General features: G+C 38.2%; 22 protein-coding genes and 2 pseudogenes. 7 read left to right on the plus strand and 17 right to left on the minus strand.

The genetic code is table 11. From position 1 onward, the window contains the following. From AB1278_RS00260 to AB1278_RS00335, 16 genes and pseudogenes are all read right to left on the minus strand, one after another. A partial coding sequence (locus tag AB1278_RS00260) for an RNA polymerase sigma factor (protein ID WP_429811663.1) occupies nt 1-285 on the minus strand: 285 nt, incomplete at its 3' end. Nucleotides 286-428: 143 nt separating this feature from the next. Further along, nucleotides 429-641 carry a hypothetical protein gene (locus AB1278_RS00265; protein ID WP_429811666.1) on the minus strand — a complete coding sequence of 71 codons (213 nt, stop codon included), beginning with the start codon at nt 639-641 and terminating at the stop codon, nt 429-431. Continuing rightward, the gene (locus AB1278_RS00270) at nt 605-886 is read right to left on the minus strand and encodes a DUF4840 domain-containing protein (protein ID WP_429811719.1); all 282 of its coding nucleotides are present in this window, start codon (nt 884-886) and stop codon (nt 605-607) included. Before AB1278_RS00270 ends, AB1278_RS00265 begins: the two co-directional genes overlap by 37 nt. Next, nucleotides 883-1017 (minus strand): hypothetical protein, encoded by a 135-nt coding sequence (locus AB1278_RS00275; RefSeq protein ID WP_429811669.1) that lies wholly within the window; start codon nt 1015-1017, stop codon nt 883-885. The genes AB1278_RS00270 and AB1278_RS00275 overlap by 4 nt, the downstream gene beginning before the upstream one ends. Nucleotides 1018-1365: 348 nt before the next feature. Then, nucleotides 1366-1917, minus strand: a complete 552-nt coding sequence (locus tag AB1278_RS00280) for a TolC family protein (protein ID WP_429811672.1) — start codon at nt 1915-1917, stop codon at nt 1366-1368. After that, nucleotides 1914-2105 carry a hypothetical protein gene (locus tag AB1278_RS00285; protein ID WP_429811675.1) on the minus strand — a complete coding sequence of 64 codons (192 nt, stop codon included), beginning with the start codon at nt 2103-2105 and terminating at the stop codon, nt 1914-1916. The genes AB1278_RS00280 and AB1278_RS00285 overlap by 4 nt, the downstream gene beginning before the upstream one ends. 44 nt (nt 2106-2149) lie before the next feature. After that, on the minus strand, nt 2150-2572 hold the full coding sequence (locus AB1278_RS00290; protein ID WP_429811678.1) for a TolC family protein: 423 nt from the start codon (nt 2570-2572) through the stop codon (nt 2150-2152). A 22-nt stretch (nt 2573-2594) separates the two neighbouring features. After that, nucleotides 2595-2729 carry a hypothetical protein gene (locus tag AB1278_RS00295; RefSeq protein WP_429811681.1) on the minus strand — a complete coding sequence of 45 codons (135 nt, stop codon included), beginning with the start codon at nt 2727-2729 and terminating at the stop codon, nt 2595-2597. Further along, nucleotides 2716-3288: an efflux RND transporter permease subunit gene (locus tag AB1278_RS00300; RefSeq protein WP_429811684.1), complete on the minus strand. Its 573-nt coding sequence runs from the start codon at nt 3286-3288 to the stop codon at nt 2716-2718. The genes AB1278_RS00295 and AB1278_RS00300 overlap by 14 nt, the downstream gene beginning before the upstream one ends. 82 nt (nt 3289-3370) lie before the next feature. Beyond that, a pseudogene (locus tag AB1278_RS00305) lies at nt 3371-5872 on the minus strand (efflux RND transporter permease subunit). Nucleotides 5873-5901: 29 nt separating this feature from the next. Next, nucleotides 5902-7023, minus strand: a complete 1122-nt coding sequence (locus AB1278_RS00310; protein ID WP_429811687.1) for an efflux RND transporter periplasmic adaptor subunit — start codon at nt 7021-7023, stop codon at nt 5902-5904. Nucleotides 7024-7609: 586 nt separating this feature from the next. Next, entirely contained in the window at nt 7610-8188 is a 579-nt protein-coding gene (locus AB1278_RS00315; protein WP_429811690.1) for a LytR/AlgR family response regulator transcription factor, read from the minus strand. After that, nucleotides 8185-8430 (minus strand): hypothetical protein, encoded by a 246-nt coding sequence (locus AB1278_RS00320; protein ID WP_429811693.1) that lies wholly within the window; start codon nt 8428-8430, stop codon nt 8185-8187. The genes AB1278_RS00315 and AB1278_RS00320 overlap by 4 nt, the downstream gene beginning before the upstream one ends. A 106-nt stretch (nt 8431-8536) precedes the next feature. Further along, nucleotides 8537-8812 (minus strand): histidine kinase, encoded by a 276-nt coding sequence (locus AB1278_RS00325; protein WP_429811696.1) that lies wholly within the window; start codon nt 8810-8812, stop codon nt 8537-8539. Nucleotides 8813-8861: 49 nt separating this feature from the next. After that, nucleotides 8862-8993, minus strand: coding sequence for a hypothetical protein (locus tag AB1278_RS00330; protein ID WP_429811699.1), 132 nt, complete (start codon nt 8991-8993; stop codon nt 8862-8864). Between the two features lie 77 nt (nt 8994-9070). After that, entirely contained in the window at nt 9071-9301 is a 231-nt protein-coding gene (locus AB1278_RS00335) for a hypothetical protein (RefSeq protein ID WP_429811701.1), read from the minus strand. 230 nt (nt 9302-9531) lie between these two features. Here AB1278_RS00335 and AB1278_RS00340 point away from each other — a divergent pair, with 230 nt between their 5' ends. Further along, on the plus strand, nt 9532-10356 hold the full coding sequence (locus tag AB1278_RS00340; protein WP_429811704.1) for a universal stress protein: 825 nt from the start codon (nt 9532-9534) through the stop codon (nt 10354-10356). Nucleotides 10357-10471: 115 nt separating this feature from the next. Here the strand turns inward: AB1278_RS00340 and AB1278_RS00345 are convergent. Continuing rightward, nucleotides 10472-11416, minus strand: a pseudogene (locus tag AB1278_RS00345) (NADP-dependent oxidoreductase). A 128-nt stretch (nt 11417-11544) separates the two neighbouring features. Here AB1278_RS00345 and AB1278_RS00350 point away from each other — a divergent pair. The 6 genes from AB1278_RS00350 (at nt 11545) to AB1278_RS00375 (ending at nt 14732) form a co-directional block, all read left to right on the plus strand. Continuing rightward, nucleotides 11545-11925, plus strand: a complete 381-nt coding sequence (locus AB1278_RS00350; RefSeq protein WP_429811722.1) for a winged helix-turn-helix transcriptional regulator — start codon at nt 11545-11547, stop codon at nt 11923-11925. A gap of 177 nt (nt 11926-12102) precedes the next feature. Then, on the plus strand, nt 12103-12474 hold the full coding sequence (locus tag AB1278_RS00355; protein WP_429811707.1) for a hypothetical protein: 372 nt from the start codon (nt 12103-12105) through the stop codon (nt 12472-12474). 64 nt (nt 12475-12538) lie between these two features. Then, nucleotides 12539-12667: a hypothetical protein gene (locus AB1278_RS00360; RefSeq protein WP_429811710.1), complete on the plus strand. Its 129-nt coding sequence runs from the start codon at nt 12539-12541 to the stop codon at nt 12665-12667. Next, on the plus strand, nt 12664-13308 hold the full coding sequence (locus AB1278_RS00365) for a hypothetical protein (RefSeq protein ID WP_429811713.1): 645 nt from the start codon (nt 12664-12666) through the stop codon (nt 13306-13308). Before AB1278_RS00360 ends, AB1278_RS00365 begins: the two co-directional genes overlap by 4 nt. Nucleotides 13309-13321: 13 nt before the next feature. After that, entirely contained in the window at nt 13322-13984 is a 663-nt protein-coding gene (locus AB1278_RS00370) for a sensor histidine kinase (protein ID WP_429811716.1), read from the plus strand. A gap of 103 nt (nt 13985-14087) precedes the next feature. Next, on the plus strand, nt 14088-14732 hold the full coding sequence (locus AB1278_RS00375) for a response regulator transcription factor (RefSeq protein ID WP_062672986.1): 645 nt from the start codon (nt 14088-14090) through the stop codon (nt 14730-14732). Nucleotides 14733-14838: the final 106 nt, after the last annotated feature.

A 14838-nucleotide genomic window follows, 5' to 3' on the forward strand; every position in this document is an offset into this window, starting at 1 on the left:
AAGAGCTCTGATCATCATCATAATATCATCGCGGGGGATTTTCTTCAAAATCGGGTCTTCTTCATTAGGGATATCCGGAAGATCATTTACTTCAATTGCTGATTTAAAGTCACCTTTCTGTTTAATATGCTTTAAAGATTCATTGACTGTGATACGGGTCATCCAGGCTTTTAAAGAACCACTACCTCTGTACTCAAAAGATTCTATCGAACGGAACATTTTGATAAAACTGTTTTGAAGCACATCATGAACATCTTCTTTTTCTGCAGATAACGGAGCATACATAGGACAGATTTCCGGAATAAGCTCCAAAAAGCTCTTTCCAGGCAGCCTCTTCCTTTTTCAGAAGGTGCTTTACCAAAATCTGTTCTTTACTTTCTTCCATATGATGCAACTGCCTCCGTATCCACCGGGATGTTATAAAACTGTCAGGCAAAAATAGATTGCATCTTTTTAATAAAGTGCAATCCATTGATGATACTATTTATTAATTTTTTTATACAGAACGGGAAATTATAATCGATCACGTCATAAGGAGTAACCACTGTTCCGTCTACTGTAATTTTTTCTGCTGTGAGCGCATATCTAAGCGTTCTATCCATCCCTACATAATATCCTTTTTGCTTAGAAACGAATTCCACAGCCGTTTTTTGTTTACTCCGTCTACCGGAATCTGAAGCTCCATTGTTTTTGGAGTAAGAGTAAGCTCTATCACATTATTTGCGGTATTGATCACTGCTGCATATTTAATATCATAGTTCACTTTTCCAAGTGATTTTATGGCAGTTTCAGCTTTTGCAGGATCCTTTACTACAGTTTTTACGATTTCACCTATTGGAAATTCGGCAAAAGAGATCGTATCTTTCTTTACTTTGAATTCTTTTATTCCCTCTCTTTGGTAGTTCCTTGTACAATAATCATTTTTCCTTTATAGTTTCCTGGTAATTCTTCCATTTTTACAGGCGGAATGTCCGGTCCTTCATTATCATTACATGAGAATAGGGTCAATCCTGCCAAAACATTAAAACTGTCATAAAAAATCGGGGTACTGTCAATTTTTTCATTGCATTACATTTTCGTTAAACATTAATTATTTTCGAGTACTCATCTATATAAATCCTGTTTTCTGAAAATCTTGCATCCTTTTTTAGAAAAAAGAATAAAAAAAATTATAACCAATTGATTTTGTGCACATAAAATTTCATCTCTCATTGCAAATTCCGTACCTGTTATAATAATAGAGTTGTATTGATGCGTCAAAACAGCAAAAAGGAAACTACATATATAGCTTCCTTTATTATTTTTTTTAAGAAATATTCTACTGTACACCTCCGCCAAGTGCTCTGTAAAGATCAACCTCAGCATTTAGTTTTTCAAGGGTAACATTGATGGTTTCCAGATCATTCTGAAGTTTATTGTTCTGGCAGTGATGACTTCCAGATAGGTTGCCATACCACTTTTATACAGCTTCAACGCATCATTGATTCCCTTGTCCAGAATTGCTGTTCTCTGTTCTAAAAGCTGTAGTCTTTCTGAAGAACCTTTAGACTTTGCCATAGCGTCGGAAACCTCTGCCACAGCAGTCATTACAGATTGTTTAAAATTGATGGCTGCTTTTTCCTGTTCAATCAAAGCTGTTTCATACGCTGTTTTCAATTCTTTTTTCTGAAAAACAGGCGCAGCAAGATTAGCAGCAATCGCTTTGGTAATAGATCCGGGAATATCAAACCATGAACTGAATTTATTGGAATTGACTCCTATTTGCGGGCTTAAACTGATACTCGGATACATGGCTGCTTTTGCCAGTCCGGTTTTTGAGTTGAGGTTAATTACGTTGAACTCTGCCATCTTCAGATCCGGTCTACGGCTCAGCAGTTGTGCCGGTAATCCTTCAAACAGTTTGTTTTCGGGAATCATTGTTTTAAGGTTCCTTCTCTTTCTATCTTCGCCGGATATTCTCCGCAAAGGATGCTCAAAGCATTTTCCTGAATCGAAATATTCTGTTTTGCCAAAGGAATCAGCAGCTCAGCGGTTTTCTTCTGTGCTTCCGATTGCTGAACCGCCAATGAATTGATCTGTCCTGCTGTAAACTGAAGATTCATCATCTTGAGCGTGTTGTCGCTTAGTTCAATATTCTGTTCAGCAATTTTCAGCTGTCATCAAGGCTGATAAGGTTGTAATATGCCTGCGCAACCTGAACGACAATCCTGCTTTTGATGGCATTTAAATTTTCCTTTTGTCCAAAATATTCTGCTGCTGCAGATTCTTTCTGCATTTTAGCTTTTCCCCAAATGTCAACTTCCCAGGAAAGTCTCAGTGCGGCACTGAAATCATCCATGTATTTTGTACCGACAAACTGTTCGTTCAGAGAGCCGTTAAGGGTATTTTTGGAAGCCCAGCTTCTGTTTGCTCCTGCAGTGAAATCCAGTGTTGGCATCAAACTAAGCTTAGCTTGCCTGTAGATCAGATCCAGCTGTTCTATATTTTTCAGGGCTACATTTACTTCATTGTTTCTTGAAAGGGCTTTATCTATTAAACCAATCAATTTTGGATCTTTGAAAAAGTCTTCCATGGCAACACTACAGTATCGCCTGTCACCTGCACAGATTCTTGTAGGTTTCAGGAATCTGAAGGTCTGTTCTTGTATATTTTTTCCCTACGGCACAAGACATCAGCAATGATGCCATTGCGCCTGAAATAAGGACATTCTTTATATTAAATAGTGTCATTTGTCAATTGATTTTCTATCGTATTGTACTTCTTTTTGGCAGAGAACTTCTCATCCAGATACTGAAAGAACATGTAGAGTACAGGAATGACGAAAACTCCTAAAACCACTCCGCTCAACATTCCCATGGCAGCACTTGTACTGATGGATTTGTTTCCGGAAGCCATTCCTCCTGAAGAAATCATCAGCGGAACCATTCCTACAATAAAGGCTAATGATGTCATGATAATAGGACGTAACCTTGCCTTTGCCCCTTCCAGTGCTGAATCCAGAATGGAAAGTCCTGCCTTACGCCTTTGTATCGCAAATTCTACAATAAGGATGGCATTTTTGGCGAGAAGCCCGATAAGCATAATCAATCCTACCTGTACATAGATGTTGTTATCCAATCCGATGGCTTTTATTCCTAAAAATGCACCTACGATTCCTGTTGGAATGGAAAGCATTACAGCTAAAGGAAGGATATAACTTTCATATTGAGCTGCCAAGAGCAGGTACACGAAAAGCAAGCACAGTCCAAAAATGGCAATCGTTTGATTTCCTGCTGATTTCTCTTCCAAACTTAATCCTGTCCACTCGTAGCTGTAGTCGGATGGTAGCTTGCTTAAGTCTGTTCCAGTTTATCCATCAATTCTCCGTTACTTACGCCTGGTTTTGGAGATACGTGATATTTAATGAGTTGTAAAGATTGTAACGCTGAACGGATTCAGGACCGTAGACTTTTTTCAAAGTAATCAATGTATTCACCGGTACCATATCTCCTTTTTCATTTTTTACAAAAATATCGTTGAAGGCCTGTTCATCCATTCTGAAAACACCATCTGCTTTAATATTCACTCTATAGAACTTCCCGAATCTTGAAAAATTCTGAGACTGATCTCCTGAGAAATAGGTCTGAACAGTTCCCAACAGATTGGAAATGCTTACTCCCAACTGATTTGCTTTATCTTCATTTACTTCAAGTTCCATCTGAGGATAATCTGCCCTGAACATGGTGTAGGCAAATGCTACTTCCGGAACCTGCATCAACTGACCGATAAGCTCATCTGCTTTGGCCTTAAGAACCTGAGGATCTCTTCCCATACGGTCCTGCAGTACAATTTCGGCATCATTCGTCATTCCGTAACCTTCTACAGGAGGCATTCTGAAGGTCATTACACTTCCTTCTTTGATTACTCCCAATTTTGCATTTGCCATGTCTACCACTTCCTGAATATCCTGAACATCACCTCTTTCTTTTTTAGGTTTCAGCTTAACAAATCCCATAGCATAAGCAGGCCCTGCGCTGTTACTAAGCAGGTTGTAGCCTGTAATAGAAGTATTTTCCTGAACGGCTTCTACACCTTTTAAGATGTCATTGATTTTGTTGGAAACCTCTGTCGTTTTGGTCAATGCTGTTCCCGGAGGCATACTTAAAGTGTACATAAAGAATCCGTCGTCTTCCATTGGTACAAAACTTTTTGGCGTACTTGACATCAGCCATCCTGCAACCCCGATAACGGCTATGATTAATCCTCCTGCAATCCATTTTCTTCCTATTAAAAATCTAACGCCTTTCGCATAACGATTGGTCATATTATTAAATCCTGCATTAAATGCCACAGCAAATCTTTGCCCGAATCCTTTTGGTTTTTTACCTTCTCCCGAGTGATTGTTTTTCAGAAACACGGCACACAAAGCCGGAGTTAATGTCAGTGCGTTAACCGCTGAAATAATAATGGCTATGGCCAATGTATACGCAAACTGCTTATAAAACAATCCTGCTGAACCGGACATAAATCCGATTGGGATAAATACCGCCGACATCACCAAAGTAATGGAGATAACCGCTCCTGTGATCTCGCTCATCGCTTTATGAGTTGCCTCTCTTCCGGAAAGGTCCGTTCCTTCCATATTACTGTGGACGGCTTCCACCACTACAATGGCATCATCCACCACAATACCGATGGCCAGTACAAGGGCAAAAAGGGTCAGTACGTTGATCGTAAATCCCAGGACCAGAAGGAAGAAGAAGGTACCGATAATCGCCACCGGAACCGCCACTGCCGGAATAATGGTAGATCTGAAATCCTGCAGGAATATAAATACCACGATAAATACAAGGATAAAAGCTTCTATAAGTGTTGATTTTACCTGTCCTGTAGCTTCATCCAATCTTTCTTTGGTACTCATTACCTTCGTATATTTGATACCAGGAGGGAATGATTTTGATAATTGGTCAAGGGCTTTGTTCACACCCAATTTCAATCTGGTTGGCGTTGGATCCTGTAGTCTGCATAATCGCTACAGTAACCGCATTTTTTCCATTGGAAGGTTATCTCCGGTATTTGAAATCGCTCCGAATTCCACACGGGCAACATCTTTAAGCCTGATGATCTGACTTCCTATATTTTTAACAATAATATTTTCATATTGTTCCGGCTTGTTCTTTTTTCCTTTATAGCGGATTACATATTCTAAGGCTGCATCAGATTCCTCCCCAAGTTTTCCCGGAGCTGATTCCAAACTTTGGTCTGCGATCGCTCTGGAAACATCTGCCGGTTCAAGTCCGTAAGATGACATTTTCTGAGGGTTCAGCCATATTCTCATGGAATAATCTTTCAACCCGAAAACCATGGCCTGCCCTACTCCTTTTACTCTTTTAACCTGGGGAATAAGGTTGATATTCGCATAATTTTGAAGGAAAGTTTCATCATATTGTTTATTATCTTCCGTATAAATATTGAAAATCAATACCATACTGTTCTGCTGCTTGGAGGTGGTCAATCCCATTCTCACTACCTCCTGCGGTAGTATCGGGGTGGCCTGCTGTACTCTGTTTTGCACGTTTACGGCTGCCTGATCAGCATTCACTCCCTGTTTGAATATAATGGATATCGAGAATGTACCATCATTACTTGCTGTGGATTTCATGTATTCCATATCTTCCACTCCATTGATCTGCTCTTCCAGCGGTGTTACCACAGAACGGATCACGGTTTCACTGTTTCCTCCGGGATATGATCCTGAAACGGTAATCGTGGGCGGAGAGATGTCCGGAAATCTGGTCACCGCCAGCTGGTTTAATCCTATAATCCCTAAAATAACAATGATAAGGGATATTACCGTCGCCAGTACAGGACGGTCTATTATCTTTTTTAACATTTTTGAATTTTCTAAGAAAGGTTATACAACTATTTCAAAGGAACAGTGTGTGCCACCACCTGTGCTCCGTCTGTAAGAGCATCAATTCTGTTAATGGCAATCTTATCTCCTGCCTTCACACCTTCTTTGATAAAGTAATCCTGGGATGTACTTCCTGAAACGGTAATCTGTGTCATTTTCACTTTATCCTTACCATTCAGTTTATAAACAAAGAATCTGTCCTGAATATCTTTTACAGAGGTTTTCGGAAGTTTAATCACACCATTAAGGGCATTATGAATCATCACTCTGGCTGTTCCTCCGGCTCTTAATAATTTATCCGGATTCTGGAAAACAGCTTTCATCTGAATACTTCCGGTATTTCTGTCGAAATTTCCGCTGGCATTTTCCAGTTTTCCTTTAAGAGAATAAGTGGAACCGTCTGCCAGGATAAGCTCTACATTTTCTGCTGTATTTCCTGATGCTGCCGCTCTGCTGTGCGCAATAAAATCAGCTTCATTCATGGAGAAGTACACATTCACGGTGTTGATGCTTGAAAGCGTGGTTAGTGGTGATGGATCAGACGGGCTGATAAGATTTCCTACTCTGTTCGGAATTCTGCCTATGTATCCGCTCACCGGTGCTTTGATATACGTAAAATTGGCGTTAATCTTTGAGGATCCCAATGATGACTGTGCCTGTGCAACCTGTGCTGATGCCGCTTTATAACTCGCCTGAGCGGTTTTCAGCTGCATATCGGAAACTACTTTTCCTTCTACAAGAGGTTTCAGTTTTTCTACTTCAAGTCTTGCTGTTTCCTGTGCCGCCAACGCTGATTTCAAGGCTGCTTCATTGGTATTGACCTGCTCGTTGTACACAGATGGATTTATTCTGAAAAGGGTCTGCCCTTTATTTACATACTGCCCTTCTTTGATATATACTGCCTCCAGATATCCCGTTACCTGTGCTTTGATATCCACATTGTCCTGTCCTTCTATGCTTCCCGGATATCCTGTAGACACATCTGCATCTCCGGATTTTACCTGAATAAAATCTGTAGGCAATGCCTGCTGCATCTGCTGAGTATTTTCCTGGCCGCTCCCAGAACCACACGAGTACAATATGGCTGCAGCTGTAAGTGAAAGTACCAGATATCCTTTTCTGTAATTCATAACATTGGTTTTTAAATTTTACAGGAGCAAAATAACTTCATCTTATAGTGATATTCTTTCAGAAGTTGGGTGAAGTGTCATTAATCGCAGATGAAACGTATGATAGGAAAAATGAAAAGAAAACCGCTATTTTCCTTTGTAATTATGACAAAAAAGAGATTTTTATGGGGAAATAAGAGTGAAACCATTAAGGATAAACATATGGATTTCACAAGTAAAACGAAAAAGAGGATGTCTCAAAAATGTCATTCTGAACACGGACTGAAAGTCTGCAAACGAAGTTCATAAATGTAGTGAAGAATCTCATGTATTGGGATATTGATGAGATTCTTCCTTCGTCAGAATTACATAGGTCAAATTATTTGACTTTGAGACAGCCTTGTCTGTATTTTCCAGAATTAATAATCCATCCAGGATTTGAAAACGGAAGCTTTCTCCCGGCTTACAATCACTTCCATATCAGGCTGTTTCCCTCAACTCCAGCTTTAGTTTTCCATTAAAATGATTAAAAAATCTGTTTTACGGAATTGATATGAATGATAAATTGTCTGTTGGCACGGAAAAAGAATTAGGATCCAATTGTTTTTCAAGTTCTTCCAGGGTTTGGGGAACATTTTCTACCACTCCCGTATTCAGCATGGCTTTGCTGATTCCCAATTCGGTATAAAAAATAGAGGATATCTTCTGCCAGCACGGTCTTATATCCATCTCTATGGGCAATGAGAAAACGTTTTCTGTAATCTTTCGGCTGGATATAATTTAATAATCCTTCAATGGCTGTTCCTACTACCGGGACGGCTTCCATAAAGGTTTCATAGCGCTTTAAGGCGGCATCCAGCTCTTCTTCTTCAATAGGTTTCAGGAGGTAATCTACACTATTGTATTTGAATGCCTGTACAGCATATTCATCGTATGCTGTTGTAAATATGACGGCACTTTTAACTTCATGCTTGTTAAATATTTCAAAGCTGAGGCCATCTGCAAGTCTTACATCCATCAGGATAACATCGGGAACCACATTATTTTCCAGCCAGTGTACTGTTGAGGTAATCGAGTCTTCCACAGACAGAATTTCGATATGGGGTCTTAACTTCAACAACAGTCTTTTTAACCTGTCTGCATTGGGTCTTTCGTCTTCAACAATTAAAACTTTATTAATCTTCATATCAATGGGAGTTTTACTATAAATTTATCTTCTGTTTTTTCAATCACAGGTTTAGGATATCCTAAGATTTCGTATCGTGCAATGATATTGGTAAGCCCTACTCCTGAGGAATCCGGCTTATTGATTAAAGGCAGAAATGTATTAGAAACTACCAATTCTCCTTCAGGGCTTGTATAAACATGAATCTCCAGAGGATTTACCTTTGAAGTCTGGTTATGTTTAATGGCATTTTCAACCAGCAACTGTAAAGACAGCGGAAGGGTGAATCTGGATTTGTACTCTCCTGAATATCTATTTTGAATATAACGCCTTCCCCAATTCTTTTTTCAATCAAAAAGATATAGGATTCTAAAAATTGAGTTCCTCTTCTACGGCAATAATGTCTTTTTTGGAATTTACTAATAAGTATCTGTATACTCTCGCAAATTTCTCGGAATAGTCATATCCCAATTGCTGATCTTCCAGGATGAGTTCTGACAACACACTTAAGTTATTGAAAATAAAATGCGGGTCAATCTGAAGCTTAAGTGCCTGAAGTTCTGCCGCCATTGCAGCCTGCTTGTGTTTTGATGCCCTCAGTTTGTGTTGGGCAGCTTCTACTGCTGTTTTTTTCCAGTTTTCCAATAAATAATCAACAGTATTAAAAGTGCTGATAATCAACGATATGACAATATTAGTAAGCGATCCATTGTCCAAGAAGTGTATATTCTTTGCGGGAATCCATTTCAGGTAATGTTACTGAAGTACCATCTACAATTGCATTGATAATAATCACAATCAAAACACTTCCCACGATCTGAAGCAAACACTGAATGAATAATCGCTTTACGGTCCTGTTTCTCCAGGGCAGCCACTTATTGAGCGTCCTGTCTATAAAAATACTTACCTCAGAAATAATGATTGAAAAAAAGATAATCCATGTGGCATCTCCAAAATCATTTTTAAAGGAGCATCAAGGTAGCCTTTCCAAACGGGATCAAAGGGATCAATAAGGTAGGAAAAAACACAGAAAGTGACCACTGCTAACGCCCAGATCACCAGCCTTCTTTTCATGGTGGAAAGAATCTTCTTATTCCGTACTATTTTTTTCCTGATGGCAGAAATCCTGTTCATATCCGGGACTTTATGAATGTAAATATAGAAATAGATTTTATATGAATATCTTCTATTTTGGACGAGACCGCCAAAACAATACCTGAAACGTAAAATAGCAGAGTTAAAATGAATGTGACGGTTCATCACCTGAAAAAGACATTTCATCATCATTTTATGCAAACATCACAGTATTTTTATAATCAGGGAATAGCTGTCTATCATAGTTTTGTGGTATTAAATCCGGTATAATGAAAACAATAATTGTCTGCACAGATTTTTCCCACGAAGCTGAAAACGCTACTCATTATGCAGCATCTATGGCTAAAGAAAACAAATACAGGATTGTGCTTTTCAATCTTCAGTCCGTTTCCATCCATGCCCTGAATGCACAGGTTTCAGCTGATTTTTTCTACACTCAAACGCTTAAAAATCAGAAAAAAATGGAGGATAAGGCGGCGGAGCTTAAAAGATTATATACTGTCGAAACCCAGCATCATCTGGCTTCCGGCAATTTTATTGAAGAGCTTGAAAACTGTATGCAGATTCACGATTGTGATTTTATTGTGATGGGAATGGCTGAAAAAACTCTGGAACAAAAGCTTTTGGGAAACAGTGTAACAAGAGCTATCCACAGAATTAAAAAACCGATACTCATTATTCCCGCACATATAGAATATACAGGAATCAGAAAAATTCTTTTCGCTTATGATACGCACAAAAGCATGACCTGGTCTGCCATGAATGATATTTACCACTTTATTAATGAATTCAACGCTGAGATTGAGGTATTCAATGTAAGTGAAAGATTAGAAGATTTTGCTGAGGTTATTCATGATATTGACCTGAATTCCGGGTACGATCTGGATGATATTAAGTACAGCTTTAAAATGATTCAGTCCATTGAAGTCATCAAAGCGATTGAGGAGGAAATAAAACTGACCAGTCCGGATCTTTTAACCATGATTCCTTATAAATACAATCTTGTAGAATCTCTTTTCCATCGAAGCAAAACAGCCATAATGGCCTATAAGAATAAATTACCATTACTATCAATTCCCTTAAACATAGATTAAGAATCAATAAAAATCTGTTCACATTTGAATTATCCTTTTTGCCTGTAAAGGCTAAATTTTACACTTAATCTTGTTTAACAGGACCGGGAATAGATTTCCGGTCCTGTTTTTATTTTTACAGATTTACTATTACTTTTCCTGCAACGCGGCTGGTCTCAACCTCCAGGTGTGCCAGTGCTATGTCTTCAAACGGGAAAGTTTATAAACAAATGGTTTCAATGCTTCCTGCTTCAATAAGCCCGCAATTGCTTCTGCAGTTTCTTTTTAGACTGTACCATCATAAACTCAATATTCACCTTTTTCTGCCTGGCTCTCAATGCAATATCCTCAGGAATCTCAGGCGTCGGAAGTGTTATAATAATACCATTCTCTTTTACAATATCTACCGAATCCGACAAAGCTTTTCCCTGAAGGGTATCAATGACGATATCTACATCCTGTACCTTTTCATAAAAGTTTCCGTTGTATAATCAATATGTTCATCAGCCCCAAGCGACAAAACAAATTCTTTATTTTTACCGGATGATATGCCGATAACATATGCCCCAAAATACTTCGCCATCTGAACAGCAAAATGACCGACACCACCTGAAGCGGCATGGGACCAGAACCTTGCTTCCTTTTTTAATTCCGGCAACATCCACTAAGGCCTGATATGCCGTTGAAGCAGCCATTGAGGCCGCGGCAGCCTGCTGATGGGTAATGTTTTGAGGCTTTAATGCCAGATGAGCCGCCGGGGCAGCCACATATTCTGCATAGGCATTTCCTTTTCCAAAAAAATTGACCATTCCGAAGACTTCATCTCCCGGTTTAAAATCAGTTACACTTTTCCCGGTTTCTACGACTTCTCCCGAGATATCCCATCCTAAAATAACGGGCCTCTTTCTTCAAAAATCCAGTTCAGAACTCTTTCATATGCTCTGGACTTTACATCTACAGGATTAATGCTTACCGATACTACTTTTACCAATACTTCATCATTTCCTATGACAGGCTTATCTATTTCCGTAAATTGAAGATTTTCAACGCCTCCTGCTTCGTTTACAATAACAGCTTTCATTTTTTTTGATTTTAATTATCGGGCAAATGTAGTCTCATGCATATCTTTGCAGCAAGTATGTACTTTTTGGTAATCTACATACTAAAAATATACTAATACTGATTATCAAACATTGAAAAAATGTTAAAATAAAAAAAGTTACCAATGAGCCATCCTGTCCTGTTGATTATGCCTTTAAACGGATTGGAGGAAAGTACAAAGGCCGTATTTTATGGTATCTTCATCTGAAGACAGTTATGCGGTATGGCGAACTTCGTAAAACCCTTTCTGATATTACTCCTAAAATGCTTACCCAGACTGTCCGGGAGCTGGAAGATGACGGGCTTATCCATAGAGAAGTGTATCACGAAGTTCCTCCTAAGGTAGAATATTCTTTAACGGAAAACGGCACCGAGCTCATTCCTTTTATTGATTATCTGCGGCTATGGGGTGAAAAGCAGATTGAAAAAAGAGAGAATAAAAAGGTAAACCGTTTCCTTCAAAACCATGAATGTTCATCATGGTTTTAATTTTATTACTGAAGGAGTACCATTGGATATTTTTAATTAAAAGAACAAACCTCATAATTCATATTCAACTGAATATCAAAAAGTCGTAAATTTAGTAAAGGATAAAAACAGTGTTTTCACCCTTTTTTATAGTTGTGTCGTTCGCTAATTTTGTTCCATAAAATTAAAACCATAAAAATGAAAACTTCCTTTTTTACTAAGATTTTAAGTCCCTTATGTGCAGCTCTTATTCTGGCATTTTGTCTGCTTAGCTGCACCGAACCTCCTAAAGAACCTGTAAGCAACAGTTATAAAAAGAAACTGATCAGCTACCGTGAAGGGCGAGTTCTTTTTGATGAATACACCAGAACCAATCATGAAATTCTCATGAAGTACAGAAACGGTGAACCCGATTCGAGATGGTACTGGTTTTCGCTTGAAGATATGGAAGGCTATATTAAATATGTAAAAGAAAATGCCAGAAAACAAAAATTAAAAAATCCAGGAATCAGGATCTACATGGGAAAATATCCAATGAATCATCCTAAAAACAGAATGGCAAAAACCTGAATATGCAGGTTACCAAACTATATTTTTAGTACCTACTGCCCAAAAAAGAGAAAGAGAGAAGGTTATGGCCAGATCAGCCACCACCGAAGAAAAACACAGACGTTACTTCAATAGAATCTATGAATATGACCAATCTGGCCCCGCCACCAAAAACGTTATCGGAAACAATGCCTTAAAAAACACAGCATTATGAACTGGAATATTGAAACAGGGAAACAGATATCGATGACCATTTCCATTGTAGTGATGATTCTAATGGTCATAAAATACAGAAAACCCGGAAAGGAGAATTTATTTTTTATCATAGGATATCTGTTGTTTTCCCTGATTGATATTTCCTGTTATTTCTATTTCAAGCTGACCAATCTGCCTACGGACATCTTCTATGTAATTGGTTTTTTAATGATTGTATTTTTTCTGTACTTACTGTATTATTACCAATTATTATATGTTCCGCTGCTCAAAAAGATACAGACCATCATCCTGGTTCTTTTTGTCCTCAATATTGTTGTGATGTTTTATACAGAAGATGATCTGCTTCATCATTTTTCTTTTAATATGCTCTATGCAGATATCCTCCTGTTGCTGTTTTCAATCATTTTGTTCCTGTACCAAACCTTTAATTCTGATAAAGTATTGGAAATCAAAAATTATTTACCATTCTGGATATCAGTTGCTTTGCTAATATTCTTTATTGGAAGCATCCCGATATTCTTTTTTAGAACTACTGTATCAGAGACTATTTATTTTTTTATTTTATTTATGCTGAATCTGATCAGTAATGGCATACTCATATTGGGTTTAATCTGGAACAAACAGGAAAGAACAAGATAAATGCTTTGCAGATATGGAAGAGAATAATCTGGTCATCATCTTTACGATTACTTTATTCATCGTTGTTTTGACAATGGTCTTCATCTATGCGGTTTTTATCAGGAAAAAAACAACCCTGCTGATTGAGCAGAAGGAAAAAGATCTTCGGTTTGAAAAGGAACTGGCGACTTCCCAGGTAGAAATGAAAGAACAGACTCTCAATTATATCGGGCAGGAATTGCATGATGATCTGGGGCAGAAATTATCTGTGGTCCGCTTACGTCAAAACCAGCTGATTACCAAACTCCGGAATTCAGAAAAAGAAGACCTCATCGAACTCAATGAATTATTGGGAGAATGTATACAGGATATCAGAAACCTGTCTAAAACATTGATTACTGAACAGATTATTCATTTCGGACTGGCAGAATCCATTGAAAGAGAAGTGAAGAGAATTAAAAAACTGAAATTATTAAAAATAGAATTCATCACACAAAAGCAGGATATTGATATTTCGCCTAAACACGGACTGATCCTTTTCAGAATTATCCAGGAAAGTATCAATAATATTCTGAAACATTCCAAAGCCAAAATGTTTCCATACACATGGAGGATGACTGTGAAAAATTACATATCAGTATCTCGGACAACGGAAGAGGCTTTGATATCAATAGTAATCAGGACGGCTCAGGATTAAAAAATATGGAACTGAGAGCCAAACTGATTCACGCTGAACTATCTATACATTCAGAACTGAATAAAGGAACACAAACTTTGATAACCTATCATAAAAATTTATTATGAAAACAATTCCCATAGCGATCGTTGATGATCATACCTTAATCTCCAAAGCACTGGAGAATATGATCACAGAAAACACTCAATATCGGGTCATTATGAATCATCCCAACGGAGAAGAATTTATTGCAGGCGTGGAAAAAGCTTCTGAATTACCCGCTGTAGTCCTGATGGATGTCAATATGCCTTATAAAAATGGTATAGAAACTACAGAATGGCTTACAGAGCATTATCCTGATATTAAAGTCATTGCCCTTACCATGGATGATGATGAAAGAATATTGATTAAAATGCTGAAAGCAGGCGCTAAAGGCTATCTGCTGAAAGATATGCAGCCTTCCATTCTTTTCCAGGCTATTGAAACGGTATTTGAGAAAGGCAGCTTTTATACTGATTTTGTAGCCCAAAAGCTATTGAAAGTAAAAACAGAGGAAGCGAAAAATGCCTCCCTGCTTTCTGAGCTGAGAGACCGGGAGAAAGAATTTATCAAATGGGCCTGCAGCGAACTTACTTATAAGGAGATTGCTGACAAAATGTGCCTCAGTCCTAAAACCATTGATGGCTACAGAGATTCGGTTTTTGTGAAACTGGATATAAAAAACAGAGCGGGTCTGGTACTTTTTGCTTTGAAGCATGATTTGTGCTGACTTAATTTTTAATCTATTTATTCCCTGAAAAAATAAACATCTTTACATTCTATTGACGAATCCGGCAGCTTTTCAAGCTGCCGGATTTTTATTTTCACAACTCGTT

The organism is Chryseobacterium sp. NRRL B-14798 (assembly GCF_050470705.1).
Classification (GTDB): Bacteria; Bacteroidota; Bacteroidia; order Flavobacteriales; family Weeksellaceae; genus Chryseobacterium; species Chryseobacterium cupriresistens.

Bases quoted from the DNA above. Each gene is read 5' to 3' on its own strand.
- AB1278_RS00280 (WP_429811672.1), bottom strand. From the start codon at position 1,917: ATGATTCCCGAAAACAAACTGTTTGAAGGATTACCGGCACAACTGCTG.
- AB1278_RS00285 (WP_429811675.1), bottom strand. From the start codon at position 2,105: ATGATGAATCTTCAGTTTACAGCAGGACAGATCAATTCATTGGCGGTT.
- AB1278_RS00290 (WP_429811678.1), bottom strand. From the start codon at position 2,572: ATGGAAGACTTTTTCAAAGATCCAAAATTGATTGGTTTAATAGATAAA.
- AB1278_RS00295 (WP_429811681.1), bottom strand. From the start codon at position 2,729: ATGACACTATTTAATATAAAGAATGTCCTTATTTCAGGCGCAATGGCA.
- AB1278_RS00310 (WP_429811687.1), bottom strand. From the start codon at position 7,023: ATGAATTACAGAAAAGGATATCTGGTACTTTCACTTACAGCTGCAGCC.
- AB1278_RS00315 (WP_429811690.1), bottom strand. From the start codon at position 8,188: ATGAAGATTAATAAAGTTTTAATTGTTGAAGACGAAAGACCCAATGCA.
- AB1278_RS00335 (WP_429811701.1), bottom strand. From the start codon at position 9,301: ATGAACAGGATTTCTGCCATCAGGAAAAAAATAGTACGGAATAAGAAG.
- AB1278_RS00340 (WP_429811704.1), top strand. From the start codon at position 9,532: ATGAAAACAATAATTGTCTGCACAGATTTTTCCCACGAAGCTGAAAAC.
- AB1278_RS00355 (WP_429811707.1), top strand. From the start codon at position 12,103: ATGAAAACTTCCTTTTTTACTAAGATTTTAAGTCCCTTATGTGCAGCT.
- AB1278_RS00360 (WP_429811710.1), top strand. From the start codon at position 12,539: ATGGCCAGATCAGCCACCACCGAAGAAAAACACAGACGTTACTTCAAT.
- AB1278_RS00365 (WP_429811713.1), top strand. From the start codon at position 12,664: ATGAACTGGAATATTGAAACAGGGAAACAGATATCGATGACCATTTCC.
- AB1278_RS00370 (WP_429811716.1), top strand. From the start codon at position 13,322: ATGGAAGAGAATAATCTGGTCATCATCTTTACGATTACTTTATTCATC.
- AB1278_RS00375 (WP_062672986.1), top strand. From the start codon at position 14,088: ATGAAAACAATTCCCATAGCGATCGTTGATGATCATACCTTAATCTCC.